General features: G+C 35.6%; 13 protein-coding genes. All 13 read left to right on the top strand.

The window, feature by feature from the left end; all coding sequences use genetic code 11:
• Window positions 1-4 precede the first annotated feature (4 nt).
• The 13 genes from BKP37_RS14430 to BKP37_RS14370 all read left to right on the top strand — a co-directional run bounded on the left by BKP37_RS14430 (window position 5) and on the right by BKP37_RS14370 (window position 16,203).
• Window positions 5-1,093: an ABC transporter substrate-binding protein gene (locus tag BKP37_RS14430; RefSeq protein ID WP_139193142.1), complete on the top strand. Its 1,089-nt coding sequence runs from the start codon at window positions 5-7 to the stop codon at window positions 1,091-1,093.
• Between the two features lie 465 nt (window positions 1,094-1,558).
• Window positions 1,559-2,803, top strand: coding sequence for a Zn-dependent hydrolase (locus tag BKP37_RS14425; protein WP_084034742.1), 1,245 nt, complete (start codon window positions 1,559-1,561; stop codon window positions 2,801-2,803).
• A gap of 16 nt (window positions 2,804-2,819) precedes the next feature.
• The gene (locus tag BKP37_RS14420; protein WP_071310326.1) at window positions 2,820-4,070 is read left to right on the top strand and encodes a pyridoxal-phosphate-dependent aminotransferase family protein; all 1,251 of its coding nucleotides are present in this window, start codon (window positions 2,820-2,822) and stop codon (window positions 4,068-4,070) included.
• A gap of 49 nt (window positions 4,071-4,119) precedes the next feature.
• Complete coding sequence (locus BKP37_RS14415; protein WP_071310325.1) at window positions 4,120-5,307, top strand: amidase; 1,188 nt, start codon at window positions 4,120-4,122, stop codon at window positions 5,305-5,307.
• Between the two features lie 11 nt (window positions 5,308-5,318).
• The gene (locus BKP37_RS14410; RefSeq protein WP_071310324.1) at window positions 5,319-6,185 is read left to right on the top strand and encodes a fumarylacetoacetate hydrolase family protein; all 867 of its coding nucleotides are present in this window, start codon (window positions 5,319-5,321) and stop codon (window positions 6,183-6,185) included.
• A 67-nt stretch (window positions 6,186-6,252) separates the two neighbouring features.
• A complete protein-coding gene (gene ggt / locus BKP37_RS14405; RefSeq protein WP_071310323.1) occupies window positions 6,253-7,905 on the top strand; it encodes a gamma-glutamyltransferase in 1,653 nt (550 codons plus the stop codon).
• A 103-nt stretch (window positions 7,906-8,008) separates the two neighbouring features.
• On the top strand, window positions 8,009-8,587 hold the full coding sequence (locus tag BKP37_RS14400) for a chromate transporter (protein ID WP_071310322.1): 579 nt from the start codon (window positions 8,009-8,011) through the stop codon (window positions 8,585-8,587).
• Window positions 8,584-9,114 carry a chromate transporter gene (locus tag BKP37_RS14395; protein WP_071310321.1) on the top strand — a complete coding sequence of 177 codons (531 nt, stop codon included), beginning with the start codon at window positions 8,584-8,586 and terminating at the stop codon, window positions 9,112-9,114. The genes BKP37_RS14400 and BKP37_RS14395 overlap by 4 nt, the downstream gene beginning before the upstream one ends.
• A gap of 235 nt (window positions 9,115-9,349) precedes the next feature.
• The gene (locus BKP37_RS14390) at window positions 9,350-10,774 is read left to right on the top strand and encodes a PTS mannitol transporter subunit IIBC (RefSeq protein ID WP_071310320.1); all 1,425 of its coding nucleotides are present in this window, start codon (window positions 9,350-9,352) and stop codon (window positions 10,772-10,774) included.
• A gap of 180 nt (window positions 10,775-10,954) precedes the next feature.
• Complete coding sequence (locus BKP37_RS14385; protein WP_342707799.1) at window positions 10,955-13,123, top strand: BglG family transcription antiterminator; 2,169 nt, start codon at window positions 10,955-10,957, stop codon at window positions 13,121-13,123.
• A gap of 2 nt (window positions 13,124-13,125) precedes the next feature.
• Window positions 13,126-13,563 carry a PTS mannitol transporter subunit IIA gene (locus tag BKP37_RS14380; protein ID WP_071310318.1) on the top strand — a complete coding sequence of 146 codons (438 nt, stop codon included), beginning with the start codon at window positions 13,126-13,128 and terminating at the stop codon, window positions 13,561-13,563.
• Window positions 13,564-14,724 carry a mannitol-1-phosphate 5-dehydrogenase gene (locus BKP37_RS14375; protein WP_071310317.1) on the top strand — a complete coding sequence of 387 codons (1,161 nt, stop codon included), beginning with the start codon at window positions 13,564-13,566 and terminating at the stop codon, window positions 14,722-14,724.
• Window positions 14,725-15,303: 579 nt separating this feature from the next.
• Window positions 15,304-16,203 (top strand): ROK family protein, encoded by a 900-nt coding sequence (locus BKP37_RS14370; RefSeq protein WP_071310316.1) that lies wholly within the window; start codon window positions 15,304-15,306, stop codon window positions 16,201-16,203.
• Window positions 16,204-16,690: the final 487 nt, after the last annotated feature.

Genomic DNA, 16,690 nt, shown 5'->3' with positions numbered 1-16,690 from the left:
GAACATGAATTGGAGCAAATTGAATCGCAAGTGGTACACAGCATTACTAGTTGGTTTATTAAGTCTCTTTGTCCTAAGTGCATGTGGTCAAGAGGAAGTAGCAAAGAAAGAAGAAACGACGGATCTTGCAGTTGCTTCTGAAACAATTGACCCACAAGCAAACGAAGAAATTGAGCAAACAGATGTAACATTATGGGGAGTAATTGGTCCCCAAGTTTCTGGACAACAAATCATTGCTGATAAACTAGGGTACTTTGCCGAAGAAGGATTAAATGTTAATAGCAGGCTTGTTCAATCTGGACCAGATATTGGACCACTGATTGCTAGTGGTGATGCTCAGTTAAGCTTTGAAACAACGATTACGAACATTACAGTTTCTTCTAATAATATTCCAACAGTTATTGTTGCACCGATGGCTAACATTGCAGGAACCCAAGCAGTGGTTGCGCGTCCAGGACTTGAGATTACTAGTGCCAAAGATATTGAGGGAAAAAAAGTTGGAATGGTTAACGGTGCTGGAATCATGATTGCTTTTCAAAACATGGCAAAAGAAATGGGAGTAGACGTTTCAAAAGTACAGTTTGTTAATATTGCTCCTGCTGACCAAATTGCTGCACTTGAACGCGGTGACATTGACATTATGGCTGCTTGGGAACCATGGATTACAAAAGCTATTGAAATTGGCGGAACTTTACTTTTTAGTGGAACAGAGGCTCACTTACCAGAAAAAGACGGAAGCGTTGATTGGATGCGTTTTTATTCAACATTCCAAGTAAATCGTAATTACTTAGAGCAAAATCCAAATACAGTAAAAGCTCTTCTTCGTGCATTAAATCGTGCAACTGACTATATTAATGTCAACAGTGATGATGCTGCAGTGATATTACAAGAAGAAATGCCACATTTAACGCTTGAGGAAGTAAAGGAAATGATGGGACGAAATGTGTATTCAATGGAAGTTCCACAGGCGATGATTGATGGTTCAAACGAAATTGCTGAGTTTTTATTAGAAATGAACAACATTACGAACCTACCAGATTTCGATAGTTATACAGACTTTAGTTTGTTAAACGAAGTCCTAAATGAGAATTAAAATGCTTAAGTCCCTGAAAGATGGGGGACTTATTTTTTTATTTAATCAGAATTTATAAATTTCTAACTTAGAAACTGTCTAGCGCAAGCAGCCTACGAGCTCGGTCACTTCAGACCTTCTCTTACGGTCAAAAACCCGACCGCTACGAGCAGGTCTTCCAGTGTTTGTCGCCGATAGGCGGGCGCCTTGCGCTTTTCTTAATTTAATTAATTGGAAAAGCCTTAAATCAACTTTTGGATGAATTATTGTTATTTAAGTGAATTTATTTCGAATTATATGTAAGGTTACTTTACATATATGGTACTTGTACAGCTAGTTACTATGAAGAATTTCAATTTCGCTCTACACTAATCTTTGTTTAATTTGAATAAATTCCACTATAGAATTTAGTTATCTTAAATAATGACTGTGCGAAGGCTGTTTATTATACTAGGAAAAACTAGAAAACTATTGGGAGGGATTGTCTTGATTGCCACTTATCAAATTAATCAACAGCGACTGTGGAGTTCACTACAGAAACTAGCTACATTCGGTGCGTCAGAAAACATTAGTGAAGAAGGAATAACTAGATTGTCTCTTCAAAAGGAAGATTTAGCTGCCAGAAAATATGTAATTGAACTCATGAAAGAAGCAGGGCTTAGCGTAAAGGTTGATGTAGTAGGAAACATCATTGGATCTTTAAAAGGTGTAGATCAAACGAAACCGATCGTTATGACTGGTTCTCATATTGATACGGTTTATCAAGGTGGAAGGTTTGATGGTGCTCTCGGTGTCTTAGGAGCCATTGAAGCAGTACGATCAATAAAAGAATCCGGAATAAAATTACAGAACACAATTGAAGTAGTCTCGTTTACCGATGAAGAAGGAACGCGATTTGGTACAGGGTATATCGGAAGTAAGGCGATGGCCGGAGAGTTAGATGAAACGATTCTTCAATTAAGAGATGATGAAGGAGTTTCATATGAAGAGGCATTTTGCCAAGCTGGATTTCAACCTGAAAGATATAAAGAAGCAATCCGCAACAAAGAAGCAATCAAAGCTTTTATAGAAATGCATATCGAACAAGGGAAAGTGCTAGAAGGAAACAACCTCGCCATTGGAATTGTAACAAGTATCCAAGGACCTGTATGGATGGAAGTAACCTTTGAAGGTCATGCAGATCATGCTGGTGCAACTCCGATGAACATGAGATACGATTCAGGGTTAGCGATGGCAGAAGTGATGTTAGATGTGGAAAAAATAGCGACTCAATATGGTGGAGTTGGAACGGTAGGGAAGTTAAGAATTGAGCCAGGTGGGGTGAATATTATTCCTGGGATTTCCAAATTTTCAATTGACCTACGTCATATTGATAAAACAAAACGAATCGATATGGTTTACAAAGTAAGGGAAGCGATTCATCAAGTTTCGAATAAAAGAGGAGTTAGCGCTAAAGTCGATGTGAAAAAGTCTGTAGATCCGAAAGTGTGCTCACCCAAAGTGATGGAAGCTATTGAAGAGGCTTGTCATCAACTAGATCAACCAACAATGAAATTACAATGTGGGGCTGGACACGACTCGTTAATAATGGCCAATATAACGGAAATGGGAATGATCTTTGTTCGCTCAAAAGATGGGATTAGTCACCATCCGAAAGAATGGACGGACACAGAAGATTGTGCGATTGGAACACAAGTATTATTCAACACTTTAGTTAACTTAGCTCAATAAAAAGGAGGCAAGGCTTATGAACCATATAGGGCATTTACACATTCCAGCACGTACGATTATGACACCAGGACCAGTTGAAGTGGATCCGAGAGTTTTAAAAGCAATGTCTAGTTCGATCCTAGGACAATTTGATCCACAGTTTACAGCGATAATGAATGATACGATGGGATTATTACGAAAGGTTTTGCAAACAAACAATCATTGGGCGTTTCCGATAGATGGAACTTCACGAGCGGGAATTGAGGCAATGTTATGTAGTGTCATTGAAGAAGGAGATGTAGTGCTTATCCCTTCCTTTGGTAGATTTGGTGGCTTACTTACTGAAATATCTGAACGGTGTGGTGCAAGAGTTCATTCACTTGTATGTGAATGGGGGGAAGTATTTGATCCTGAGATCATTATTAATGAAATTAAAAAAGTGAAGCCAAAAGTTGTAGCAATGGTTCATGGTGATACATCAACTGGACGAATGCAACCTTTAAAAGAAATTGGTCATGCGTGTCGTGAGCTTGACGTATTACTCATTGTTGATGCGGTTGCGACTGTTGCAGGGACTGATGTGAGAACGGATGAGTGGATGATCGATGGTCTTATTACAGGAACGCAAAAATGTCTTTCTGTACCTTCTGGAATGGCACCAATCACATATAATGAGCGCATTGAAACAATTTTAATGCAAAGAAAGTCAATTGAAAAAGGACTCGCCACACAAACACAGTTATCCAATAATAATTTTGATAGACGTATTCGTAGCAATTATTTTGATTTGAGTCAACTTCAAGATTATTGGAGTCCATCACGACTCAATCATCATACAGAAGCTACGTCGATGTTATATGGATTATATGAAGGATTGCGAATTATTTTAGAAGAAGGCTTAGAACAAAGATTTGAAAGACACCGTATCAATGAGCGAGCACTAGTTGCGGGGATAGAGGCAATGGGACTAAGGTTATTTGGAAATCCAAATTTTAAGCTACCTACCGTTACATGTATTAACATTCCAGAAGGAGTAAACGGGGATGCTGTAAGAACGATGCTTCTTGAAGACTTTGGTATTGAGATAGCGAGCTCATTTGGACCATTGCATGGGAAGATTTGGAGAGTTGGAACGATGGGGTATAGCTGCCAACAAAGAAATATTCTATTAACATTAGGGGCACTTGAAGCAGTACTTCTCCATTATGGTGCAAACATTCATAAAGGCGAAGCTGTTCAAGCCGCATTAGAAGTATATAAAAACGTTGGACGTGTTCATGTAAAGTAATATTCGGTAAAGTTTCGTTATTATGTTAAACGATACATGGAGGTGTGTGATGAGGCACTATAATGCATTTATACGAGAAGACCTTGTTGTTGGAGCTTATAAAGTAGGATTGTTAACTGGGCAAACTTTTGCTGTTAAAGACGTTTTTCATGTGAAAGGGCATGTATGTAGCGTAGGAAATCCAGATTGGTTACGCACGCATGAAGCGGCAAGCCAAACGGCAACATCCATTCAAAGATTATTAGAAAATGGCGCAAGTTTAACCGGAATGACGATTACGGATGAATTAATGTATAGCTTAAATGGTGAAAACTATCATTATAGAACACCGGTAAATCCTGAAGTTCCAGAATGTATCCCAGGTGGCTCTTCAAGTGGATCAGCGGTTGCAGTAGCGGGTAATCTTGTTGACTTTGCATTAGGAACGGATACAGGTGGTTCAGTCCGAATCCCTTCATCGTATTGTGGGATCTATGGAATACGCCCTACACATGGAGCAGTTCCAATAGAAGGCGTGATCCCGTTAGCATCAAGTTTTGATACTGTAGGGTGGATGACGCGAGACTCGAAAACACTTCTTGATGTTGGGAGAGTTCTACTACCGGCAGAAGCATCTAATGAAAAATTTAAACGGTTTATGTTTGTAAAAGATGCATGGGATTTAATAGATGATGAAAGTAAAGAAGTATTTTCCCCTCTTTTTTCACGATTTGAGAGATTGTCCGGAGAAAGTTCCTGGATGGAAATTTCAGAAGAAGGTTTACTAGAATGGATGAATGTATTTCGTATTTTACAAGGAATAGAGATTTGGAACACACATGGTGAATGGATTCGAAAAGAAAATCCTCTATTCGGTCCTGATATTGGCAGTCGGTTTGAATGGGCAAGTACGCTAAGTGATAATAACCAAGAATTACTATTAAGAGAACGAATGAAAAACCATTTGATAGCGTTACTAGGGGAAGATGGTTTGTTCATTTTACCGACGACTCCAGGGAAAGCACCATTATTAAATTTATCTGGTGAGCAAATCGAATTACGTCGTCAACAAACATTGCAATTGTCTTGTATTGCGGGGTTAGCAGGGTTACCACAAGTGACAATTCCGATGCGAAATATAGATGGAAGTCCAATTGGTTTGTCGATTATTGCAGGACCACATCAAGATTTACGGTTAATTGAATGGATTGAGGAACATAAAGCGTTATTTCAACAGGAACAAATAAAAAATAGCTGAGGAGATACGTGATGAAACTAGCTACTATTAAACATAATGATCAAGAACTAGTCGCAGTTTTCTCGACAAAAGGAATAGTTTTACTAGAAACGATAAATGAATTGGAGGGTCTATCTTTTGATTTAAACCTATTTAGTATCATTGAAAAAGGTCAATTAAACGAATTAAATGAATGGTACAAAAATGGTGGAAAAGAAAAAATGGAAACATACCCGATGACATTACAAACTGATGTAGAGTATGCTCCTTTATATAGGAACCCAAGAAAAATCTGGGGAATTGGTATGAACTATGTAACAGATTTATCGGAATTAAAGATAGATAATGTTGACGAAGAACCTGTTAGCTTTTTAAAACCAGATACGACGTTAATTGGGTCAAATGATTATATTGAACTTCCAAAACAGTCGGAACGTACAACAGCAGAAGGAGAGTTAGCTATCATTATCGGTAAGCGTTGCAAAAATATTTCAGAGGATGAAGTTGAGGATGTCATAGCTGGCTATACAACAGCATTGGATATGACCGCTAGTGATATTCACGCAAAAAATCCACGCTTTTTAGCGAGAGCCAAAAGCTTTGATACGTTTTTTAGCTTTGGCCCACAGTTTTTAACGAAGGATGAGGTACGAGATTTAGCTAATTTAAATGTAGCAACCGTATTAAATGGAGAAACAATTCACGAAAAAAGTATGTCATATATGAAGTTTCCACCAGCATTCCTTATTTCGTTTCATTCAAAAGTAATGACCTTATTACCAGGAGACATTATTATGACTGGAACTCCAGGTTCTACAGTGATTAGGGATGGTGACATAGTTGAGTGTCATATTGATGGGTTAGATGCTTTGAAAAATCGAGTAGTAAGATATTCTTAATGGAAAACCACTAATTTGTCAGGGGACTCTTCTTAAATTTTAAAAAAGAGCGGGGGGGGAGATCAAAATGAGAAACTATAAACAATTTTCCTATAGACCAACAACGATGGCACCTAATGGAATGGTCACGAGCCCCCATTATTTAGCGACTCAAGCAGGGATGAATATACTACAAAACGGTGGAAATGCAATAGAAGCGGCTATTGCAGCAGCTGCATCCATCTCTGTCGTTTATCCACATATGAATGGTATTGGTGGAGATAATTTCTGGCTCGTCTATAATGCTAAAAAGCAAGAGTTAAAAGGGTTAAATGGTAGCGGGCGTGCTGGAGAGTTTGCAACAATTGATTTCTATCAAAAACAAAATTACGAAACTATTCCAGCTAGAGGCTATCTTTCAGCAAACACCGTTCCAGGGTCTGTAGCAGGTTGGGATCAAGCGTATCAATATTCAAAAAAATATTTAGGTGGAGATATACCTTGGTCAGAGCTTTTACAACCAGCAATTAGTTATGCAAAGAAAGGGTTTCCGGTAACGCCTAGCCAAGCTTATTGGACCAAGATAAACACTCAAAAAAGTGATGAATTTAGAAATTTACAGAGATTCGATGAGTTTCAAAACATTTTCTTAAAAGAAAATGGCTTACTCTATCAAGCTGGTGAGTTAATGATGCAACACGACTTGGCGGTTACACTAGAGACAATTGCCAAAGAAGGAAGTCGTGCATTTTACCAAGGTTCGATTGGAAAACAAATTGTAGATGATCTACGATTAAATGGTGGTTTACTGACTGAAGGAGACTTTAGAAAGCATAGTTCTGATTGGGTTAAACCAATATCTGTTAACTATCGTGGATATACAGCGTATAATCTTCCACCTAATACACAAGGGTTGGCATCATTATCGATTTTAAACATTTTAAAACATTTTGATCTAACTTGTATTGAGGAAGGTTCACCGGAATACATTCATTTAATCGTTGAAGCAACAAAGCTCGCTTTTGGTGATCGCGACCAATGGTTAACAGATCCTGACTTTTCTCACATACCTGTTGACGAACTAATATCTGAAAAAAGAGGCAAGCAATTAGCTGCTAAAATTAACTTAGCTGAAACGCTTAGTATGGAAAAGCAGTTAGAGCCAAAAGGGGATACAGTATGGCTCGGTGTAGTCGATCAATATGGAAATGCAGTATCGTTAATTCAAAGTATTTATCATGATTTCGGATCTGGTATTATCCCTAAAGGAACTGGAGTATTGTTACAAAACCGTGGTAGTTTCTTCTCACTTAATCCAAATGATGTTAATTGTTTGCAGCCAAATAAACGAACCTTCCATACTCTTAATCCAGCGATGTTATTTCGTGGGAAATCTCCTTATCTAGTATATGGAACTATGGGAGGGGAAGGGCAACCACAAACACAGGCAGCACTTGTTACGAGAATTATTGATTACAATTACAGTGTTCAAGCAGCAATTGAAGCGCCAAGATGGTTATATGGACGAACTTGGGGGGCAAATTCTAATCGTTTAAAAATTGAATCTAGAATATCAAAGGAAGTTAGAAATGAACTACAAAAGAAAGGTCATTGCATAGAAGCTGTCGATGAATTTACAGACATCATGGGTCACGCTGGTGTTATACTTATTGATGATGGAAACAAGGTGAAATATGGTGGAGCGGATCCGCGTGGAGATGGGATTGCAATTGGTCACTAATATAGTAATCTTGTTTTAAAAATTATCGTTGTTAATATAAACTTATGAAGAAATAATTGTAATAAGTTTAGGTCAAAATTACTCATGAAAGTGGGATTTTTTCATGAAAACTCTCGTAAATATTTTTATCGCATTTTTTAGATCAGGGATGTTAGGTTATGGGGGTGGTCCTTCTTCGATCCCGCTCGTCCATAAAGAAGTTGTAGAAACGTTCAAATGGATGAGTGATGACGAATTTAGTGATGTACTTGCTATCGGGAACACTCTTCCAGGTCCGATAAACACAAAAATGGCAGGCTATATAGGGTATCGTGTTGCTGGTTTAACAGGAATGTTAACCGCTATTATTGCATCTATTGTTCCAACAATTATTTTAATGATCGTCCTATTAACGTCTTTATCGAAATTTAAAGATGAACCGTGGGTGGCGGGGATAACAAAAGGAGTCATTCCAGTTGTTGCCGTTATGCTAGCGGTTTTGGCGTGGCAATTTTTTCAAAAGTCAAAAGAAGGACTTGGATGGGGAATAAGTATTCTATTACTTGTTGCAAGTTTGTCGCTCATTGAATTTTTAAATATCCATCCTGGAATCGTTATCGCACTTTTATTATCCTATGCACTACTTAAGCCTAACGCACCTACAAAAGACCATGGGCAAAAGGAAAGGAGTAACGTGCAATGATATATCTTCATATATTTTTAGCTTTCTTTATTCCAGGTATTGTAGGGTATGGTGGCGGCCCCTCCTCGATCCCGCTTATCCAATATGAAGTAGTGAATCGCTATCAATGGATGACAGTTGAAGAATTTAGTGAGGTGCTAGCTTTAGGAAATGCATTGCCAGGTCCAATCGCTACGAAAATGTCAGGATATATCGGCTATGAAATAGGTGGTGTGTTCGGAGCATTTGTTGGAGTGTTTGCAACAGTTGCACCATCGTTATTACTGATGATTGTCTTACTTGGAATATTATATAAGTTTAAAGAATCTCCGAAAGTAAAACGAATGACAATGCTGATTCGACCAACAATTGCCATTCTATTAGGAGTTCTTGCCTTTAGATTTATAGAAAGCTCAAACGTTGGTGTAGGTATTTGGCAAACAATTATTCTAATGCTTGTCAGCTTTCTATTACTAGAGAAATGGAAGGTTCATCCAGCTCTCGTTATTTTATTAGCAATAGGATTTGGAGCCATTTTTTTAAGTTGAATCATTGACACACAAGGAGTATAAATTCTTGTGTGTTTTTTCTATTCTAAAAGATTGTTGGAACGTTGCCTAAAAATAAGTTCAGTACCCCATACTAGTAACAAATACAGTTTTTGGATTGTTAAAAATGACAACAATACACTTGCCAAAATGCACTTTTCTTTAAATGGAATAATAGTTGTAAACGCTTTATTATAAAAAGTGTAAGAAACACACATTTTGAAAGGGGAACTTAATGATGAATAATACAAGTTCAAATAAAGGTTTTAGAGTTAAAGTTCAGCGTTTTGGAAGTTACTTAAGTGGAATGATTATGCCAAATATTGGGGCATTTATTGCATGGGGTCTTATAACAGCATTATTTATACCTACTGGTTGGTTGCCAAATGAAAGTCTAGCTGAACTAGTTGGGCCAATGATCATATATTTACTACCTCTATTAATAGGGTTCACAGGGGGTAAAATGATTTATGATGTACGTGGTGGTGTAGTTGGTGCAACAGCAACTATGGGGGTTATTGTTGGTGCGGATATCCCGATGTTTTTAGGGGCAATGATTATGGGACCTCTTGGTGGGTACTTAATTAAAAAATTCGACCAAAAGATTGACGGTAAAGTTAGACAAGGCTTTGAGATGTTAGTAAATAACTTTTCTGCAGGTATTCTTGCAGGGGTATTAACGTTAGTAGCTTTTAAAGCGATTGGTCCAGTAGTACTAGGTTTAAATCAATTTCTAGCTGCTGGGGTTGAAGGAATTATTGGAGCTGGATTATTACCAGTAGCAAGTATTTTCATAGAACCAGCAAAGGTCTTATTCTTAAATAATGCAATTAATCATGGTATTTTAAGTCCGATTGGAATCGAACAAGCAGCACAAACTGGTAAATCTATTCTATTTTTACTTGAAACAAATCCAGGTCCTGGACTTGGAATCTTGTTAGCGTATATGGTATTTGGTAAAGGAATGGCAAAACAATCTTCACCTGGAGCAGCAATCATTCATTTCTTCGGTGGGATTCATGAAATTTACTTCCCGTATATTTTAATGAAGCCTGCGTTACTTATTGCAGCAATTGCAGGTGGGGCAAGTGGAGTCTTCACGTTTAACCTTTTTAGTGCTGGATTAGTAGCGGCTCCATCACCTGGTAGTATTTTCGCTTTAGTGGCAATGACGCCTAGAGGAGATTACTTTGCTGTTTTATCAGGTGTTGTTGTTGCAACAGCAGTTTCATTTGTAATATCTTCATTAATCTTAAAGGCAAGCAAACAAAATGAAGAGACAAACGATTTAGCTAATGCAGCTGAAAAAATGCAAGGAATGAAAGGGAAAAAAAGTGAAACCGCTGCTTCTTTAGTGAAAGAAGAGACAAAAGAAATTAATAAAGAGAATGTTCGTAAGGTTATCTTTGCATGTGATGCAGGAATGGGTTCAAGTGCAATGGGAGCTTCAGTTCTCAAAAATAAATTCAAAAAAGCCGGACTAGATATTACAGTTTCAAATACGTCAATTAATAATCTACCTGCAGATGCTGATCTTGTTGTTACTCATCAAGATTTAACAGATCGAGCTAAGGCGAAGTTACCAAATGCTCAACATATTTCAGTGGAAAATTTCTTAAATAGTCCAAAATATGATGAACTAGTTGAGAATCTGAAATAAATGAAAAATAGGAAAGAGTTTCTACAGCTCTTTTCTATTTTTTTCGTCCTCTTTTGTATAGTGAAAAACAAAAACTATTTAAAAAATGTCAACAATGATTTAGACGAAAACAGGTTTTCATTTTGTTGTGATAGTGGTTGTAAACGGTTTATTATTAACTTGTAAGAATAAAGTTTAATTTTGTCACAAAAAATAGTAGAGCATATGGTTCAAGAAAATGGAGTGATGGCTATGTATATTTCTGCTAGAGAAAGACAAATACTTGAAACTTTACTTACGAGAGTTGAAGGTATTACTGTTAAGGAAATTGCTGACCGAATTGATGTAAGTGTTCGCACAATTCATAGAGATTTAAAGGGAGTCGAAGATATTTTAAAGGAATATGACTTAACCTTATTAAAAAAATCTGGGTCAGGGATACAAGTGAATGGTAGCACGGAAAGTATTGAGGAGCTACAATTGTTTCTCTTTAATTTATCCCATAATGAATATACTCCTGAAGAACGCCAAACGGTCATATTTTGTACCTTACTAGAAGCAACCGAACCAATCAAACTGATTTCCTTAGCAAATGATTTAAACGTAACGATTGCTACAGTAAGTAACGATTTGACAAAGGTAGAAGAGCGACTGAATAGATTTGATCTATCCTTGATACGAAAAAGAGGCTATGGTGTTGAAATTTTCGGAAGTGAATCATCAAAGAGAAGAGCAATGAGTAGTATCATTTCGCAAAATGTTAATGAATTTGAATTATTATCACTTGTTAGAGAAAACATACAAAAAAAATCAACCCATCAAGTAACTTCTGCTTCAGAAAGGTTATTAGGATTAGTTGAAAAGAAAAAGTTATTAATCGTGGAAAAGGTGCTTGAAGAAATAAATAACGAATTACCATATTCTATTGCTGATAGTGCCTATATTGGATTGGTTGTTCACCTTTCATTAGCTATCGAGCGAATTATGCAAGGAGAAAACATTCAAATTGATCAAGGTTATTTAGGAAGATTGAAAGACACAGTTGAGTATAGTATCGCCGAAAAGATCATAGAAAAATTGCAAAAAGTATATGAAATAGATATTCCTGAAGCGGAAACAGGATATATTACTATGCACTTAAGAGGAGCAAAGCTTAGACACGATAAGGAATTCTTATTAGAAGATACTAGTTTTAACATTGCAATAAAAGCAAAAAGCCTTATCGACTACGTTGAAAAATATCTAGATATGGATTTATCAAATAATCATTCACTTTTTCAAGGTTTAGTTGCTCACTTAAGGCCTGCCCTTTATCGGATTAAACAACATATGGGGATCAGTAATCCGCTATTAGAAAAAATAAAATCCGACTATTCAGATTTGTTTAACCTTGTAAAAGAGGGGACAGAAAAGGTTTTTCCACATTTAACTATTCCAGATGAAGAAGTTGGCTATTTAGTTCTTCACTTCGGATCAGCATTAATCAGCAGGAAAACAAAAGAAAATGTAAAAGCACTAATCATTTGTTCTAGTGGAATTGGTACCTCTAAAATGTTAGCAAATAGAATTCAACAAGAAATACCTAATCTGAAGGACTTACAAAATATATCGTTGTTTGACATTAGAAACTATGATTTACGTGAATATGATTTGGTTATTTCTACGATTGATTCACCAGATTTACCAAAAGATTATATTCTCGTCAGCCCTATATTAACAGAGTCTGAAATAGAATTGATTAAATCAAGGATAACTGAGCAAGGAAGTCAACTAGTAACAAATGATAATACTAATGTTTTTAAAGATGTGTCCCTCTATGACACAAAAAAGACGTTACAAAAACTGCAGAATATAAAAGAATACTCTGATGTAATTGTGACACTATTAGAGAGCTTTGAAATAGTAGAAATAAATCAAGATTTACCCATACAAGAAGTGTTAACGACTGTTTGTCAACACTTAAATAAACTAGATGTAATTAGTGAAGCTCCAAGAGTTGTAAGCGCTTTACTCGAGAGGGAGCAGATAGGTGGATTAGGGATCCCTGATACGAGCATGGCTTTGTTTCATACGCGGAGTGTTCATGTGTTAAAGCCGTCGTTTAAAATTATAAATCTTAGTAATCTGATGAGTTTAAAAGGGATGGATCAAAGTCAGATTGACGTAGACAATATATTGCTATTACTTTCACCGTTAAATTCTACGCAGCAAGTGTTAGAGGTGTTGAGTTATATAAGTGCTTTAATCATTGAAGATGAAAAGAGTGTGGAAATTTTTCAATCAAAGAATAAGAACTTACTTTCTGCACATTTAACATCAAAATTCGAACAATTTATATATGAAAAAATTAACGAAAACAGGAGTGTTTAACCATGACATTATCAATTTTACCTAAAGAAAATATTTTATTAAACGTAGAAGTAGCTAATAAAAAAGAGGCAATTCAATTAGTTGGAAGCATTTTGGAGAAAAACGGTTATGTTAATTCAGATTATATCGATCAAATGTTTTTACGTGAGGAATTATCATCAACCTATATGGGGAATTACGTGGCTATACCTCATGGTACAGATGAAGCTAAGAAGTCAGTAAAAGAAACTGGTATTGCTATTGTCCAAGTACCAAATGGTGTAGATTTCGGAAATGGAAATATCGTAAAGCTATTAATTGGCTTAGCCGGAAAAGATAATGAACATCTCGAGATCCTTTCACAAATCGCAATTGTATGTTCTGAAGAAGAAAATGTAATCAAAATTATTAATTCAGACTCAAAAGAAGAGATCTTATCAATTTTTGAAGAGGTGAACTAAATGTTAGCATTACATTTTGGAGCGGGGAATATCGGTAGAGGCTTTATTGGGAGTTTATTATATCAATCTGGTTACAAAACATGCTTCGTTGATGTAAATAAAGAAATTGTTGATTTAATAAATGATAGAAAAGAATATCGAATTGTTTTAGCTGAAAAGTCTAGGGAGGAACTTATCGTTAAGGATGTTGAAGCCATCAATAGCCAATTGGATCCAGAGAAGGTCATTGAGGCAATTGTACATGCTGATTTAGTGACGACTGCTGTTGGTCCAAGCATACTTCCATTGATTTCAGGTCTTATTGCCGAAGGGCTAAAAAAAAGGTTAACGAAAAACCGTAAATCATTAAATATTATTGCTTGTGAAAATATGGTTGGTGGTAGTACGTTTCTAGAAGAAAAAGTGTATGAAAAGATTAGTGAAGAAGAAAAAGAAGCATTTAAACAAAATTTTGCTTTTCCAAATGCTGCTGTCGACAGAATTGTACCAAACCAATCAAATGAAGATAAATTAATGGTTATGGTTGAACCTTTCTTTGAGTGGGTTGTAGATGAAACACAGATGATAGGTGAAAGACCAGAAATAACTGGTATTACGTATGTTAAGGGATTAAACCCTTATATTGAACGAAAATTATTTACAATGAATACTGGCCATACGACTGCTGCTTATTTAGGCTATTATTCTGGTATAGATACAATCATTGAAACTATGAAAATAGCAGCTATTAGGGACCTTGTTGAAAATACAATCAATGAAACTGGTGAATTATTAATAAAAAAATATCAATTTGATCGTGAGGTTCATTCAAACTATATAAAAAAAATTATGGAACGGTTTTCAAACCCGTTTATTATTGACGAAGTAACAAGAGTTGGACGTTCTCCACTTAGAAAACTTGGACCAAATGACAGATTTTTAAGCCCTGCTAAGCAATTCATTGAAATAGTAGGAGAAGATCCTATCTTTCTAGCTAAAGGTATAGCTGCAACCCTATTATACGATCATGCAGATGATGAGGAAGCTATGGAATTACAAGCAACAATAAAACAAGAAGGAATAGAAGCAGCGATTGAAAAATATACAAAGTTACGAAAAGACAGTCCTTTGGTAAGCCTTATCGTCAAACAATATTATACGCTAAAAGATAATAAGTATTAATAAGCAGAGCAAAAACAACCTCCTACAAACGTGTGGAGGTTGTTTTCGTTTTAAAGCTGATGTTTGTTTAGATAATAGATGCGGTAAATTAGGAACTTTCAAGTGAAATGATAACTAACAATTTAACGGAGGTGCTTTTATAAGAAAAACATTTGATTTAGAATTAACTACAAGCCTTACAAATGTTAATGTAAGATAGTAATTTATAAAGGACATTTGTTGACTATTCAAATTAATACCTCTAAAAATAGAAATTCACTTGCTAATCTTAAAAAAATACAAATATTCGCTAAATGATACAATAATGATAATAATAAAAAGATTACTATTAAAGAGAATTGATTTCGAAAACGTTTTATTAATTTTGTTATTTAATAGAGTGACTTTCATAATTACCAAAACGAGTCACTCGTACTATATCCAGTTGCAAAAAAGTTTTAATGGAACTAGATATAGTACCATAGTGGCTAGAATAATAAATTATAAAGTTCATAAAAAAGATGGAATTTAAAATAGCTTTAGAACAAGTATTTCGAAAAAGTATAAGTGTATAATTTTTACTAAAGGAGAGAGACGTGAATGAAAAAATATATATCCCTTGATGTTGGCGGAACAAAAGTAAAACACGGCTTATTAACTGAGGAAGGGACGATTTTATCTAAAGGTAGTTATTATACAAACTGTAGCGAATTAGATACGTTTGTGTCAGATATGATTCAAACTATTATCAAGTATGCTACTACTAATGAAATTAGTGGGGTTGCAGTTAGTTTACCTGGATATATTAACCCTAGTACTGGTTATTCGGAGAAGGCCGGTTCAATTATTGCTCTAGATGGCCAAAATTTAAAAAAATTGCTCGAAGACAAAATTCCTTACCATGTCGAAATAGAAAACGATGGAAATTGTGCGGCGTTAGCAGAGAAGTGGAATGGCCATGCACAAGATTGTTCAGACTTTATTGTTGTAACGATCGGTACAGGTATTGGTGGTGGTATTTTCGTCAATGGACAAATTCTCCATGGTCATAGTTTTAGAGGTGGCGAATTTGGTTTTATGATCACTCGTGGTGGAATGAAAAATGACATCATGCACTTTAATGCCTCGACTTCTTCACTTGTTCAAGCGTATAAACAGTTAAAAAAGATAGATAAAGATGAAAAGGTTGCTGGTGAAGTTGTGTTTTCTAAAGCAATTGAAGAAGGTGATGTCCAAGAACTTATCAACAAATGGTTAGAAAGCATCAGCTTTGGGATTTATAATTTAGCAGCAACTTTAAACCCTCAAAAAATATTGATTGGTGGAGGCGTAAGTGCGAGAGAAAGCCTTGTAGGGGACATTAGTGATCAACTTGGTCAACTCGAATTTTGGAATGAAGTAAAAGTCCCAATTGAAGCATGTAAACATAGAAGAAATGACGCTGGAATGATAGGAGCTCTTTATCACTTTATTCAGGAAAAGGTTAATGTAAATGATTGAAAAAACTAGGTTAAATATATTGGTTTAAAGAGTATAAAAAACTGAGAAATCATAAAAAAGTGGTGATGTTTTTCGCTTTCATCATCATTGTTTTCGTTTTCTTTGTTTTTTTCTAAGTTTGGAATTATCCTTCAATCCTAGCATAATTAAGCTATAATTAAAGGAAAGAAGGTGGCTGGTTATGAAAAAAATATTTTCAGAATTAGCAGACATGATCGATCAATTTATAGAAAGCTTACAACAACGATAATTGTTTAAAAAAATAGAAATCTAAATCCTCTTTTTTCACTTATGAAAAGGAGGATTTTTTTATCGTTCTAGAATGAAAGGATAGAATTTGGTCAGAAATGGAAAACGCTAAAGGTGTTACGAAGCAAATAATTAATCGATTATTATGATAAGTTTTATAAAAGTAAAAACATTTTTTGGATAAAAAGTGATTTTATAACAATGACTATGCAGTACTTTTTCTATAGTCAAAATGTGC

The sequence above is a fragment of the Anaerobacillus alkalilacustris genome (genome assembly GCF_001866005.1).
In the GTDB taxonomy this organism is placed as follows: Bacteria; Bacillota; Bacilli; order Bacillales; family Anaerobacillaceae; genus Anaerobacillus; species Anaerobacillus alkalilacustris.
This window is presented reverse-complemented; position numbering and strand designations above follow the sequence as displayed.

Coding starts and splice junctions, on each gene's coding strand:
- BKP37_RS14430 (WP_139193142.1), top strand. CDS start 5: ATGAATTGGAGCAAATTGAATCGCAAGTGGTACACAGCATTACTAGTT.
- BKP37_RS14420 (WP_071310326.1), top strand. CDS start 2,820: ATGAACCATATAGGGCATTTACACATTCCAGCACGTACGATTATGACA.
- BKP37_RS14415 (WP_071310325.1), top strand. CDS start 4,120: ATGAGGCACTATAATGCATTTATACGAGAAGACCTTGTTGTTGGAGCT.
- BKP37_RS14410 (WP_071310324.1), top strand. CDS start 5,319: ATGAAACTAGCTACTATTAAACATAATGATCAAGAACTAGTCGCAGTT.
- ggt (WP_071310323.1), top strand. CDS start 6,253: ATGAGAAACTATAAACAATTTTCCTATAGACCAACAACGATGGCACCT.
- BKP37_RS14400 (WP_071310322.1), top strand. CDS start 8,009: ATGAAAACTCTCGTAAATATTTTTATCGCATTTTTTAGATCAGGGATG.
- BKP37_RS14395 (WP_071310321.1), top strand. CDS start 8,584: ATGATATATCTTCATATATTTTTAGCTTTCTTTATTCCAGGTATTGTA.
- BKP37_RS14390 (WP_071310320.1), top strand. CDS start 9,350: ATGATGAATAATACAAGTTCAAATAAAGGTTTTAGAGTTAAAGTTCAG.
- BKP37_RS14380 (WP_071310318.1), top strand. CDS start 13,126: ATGACATTATCAATTTTACCTAAAGAAAATATTTTATTAAACGTAGAA.
- BKP37_RS14375 (WP_071310317.1), top strand. CDS start 13,564: ATGTTAGCATTACATTTTGGAGCGGGGAATATCGGTAGAGGCTTTATT.
- BKP37_RS14370 (WP_071310316.1), top strand. CDS start 15,304: ATGAAAAAATATATATCCCTTGATGTTGGCGGAACAAAAGTAAAACAC.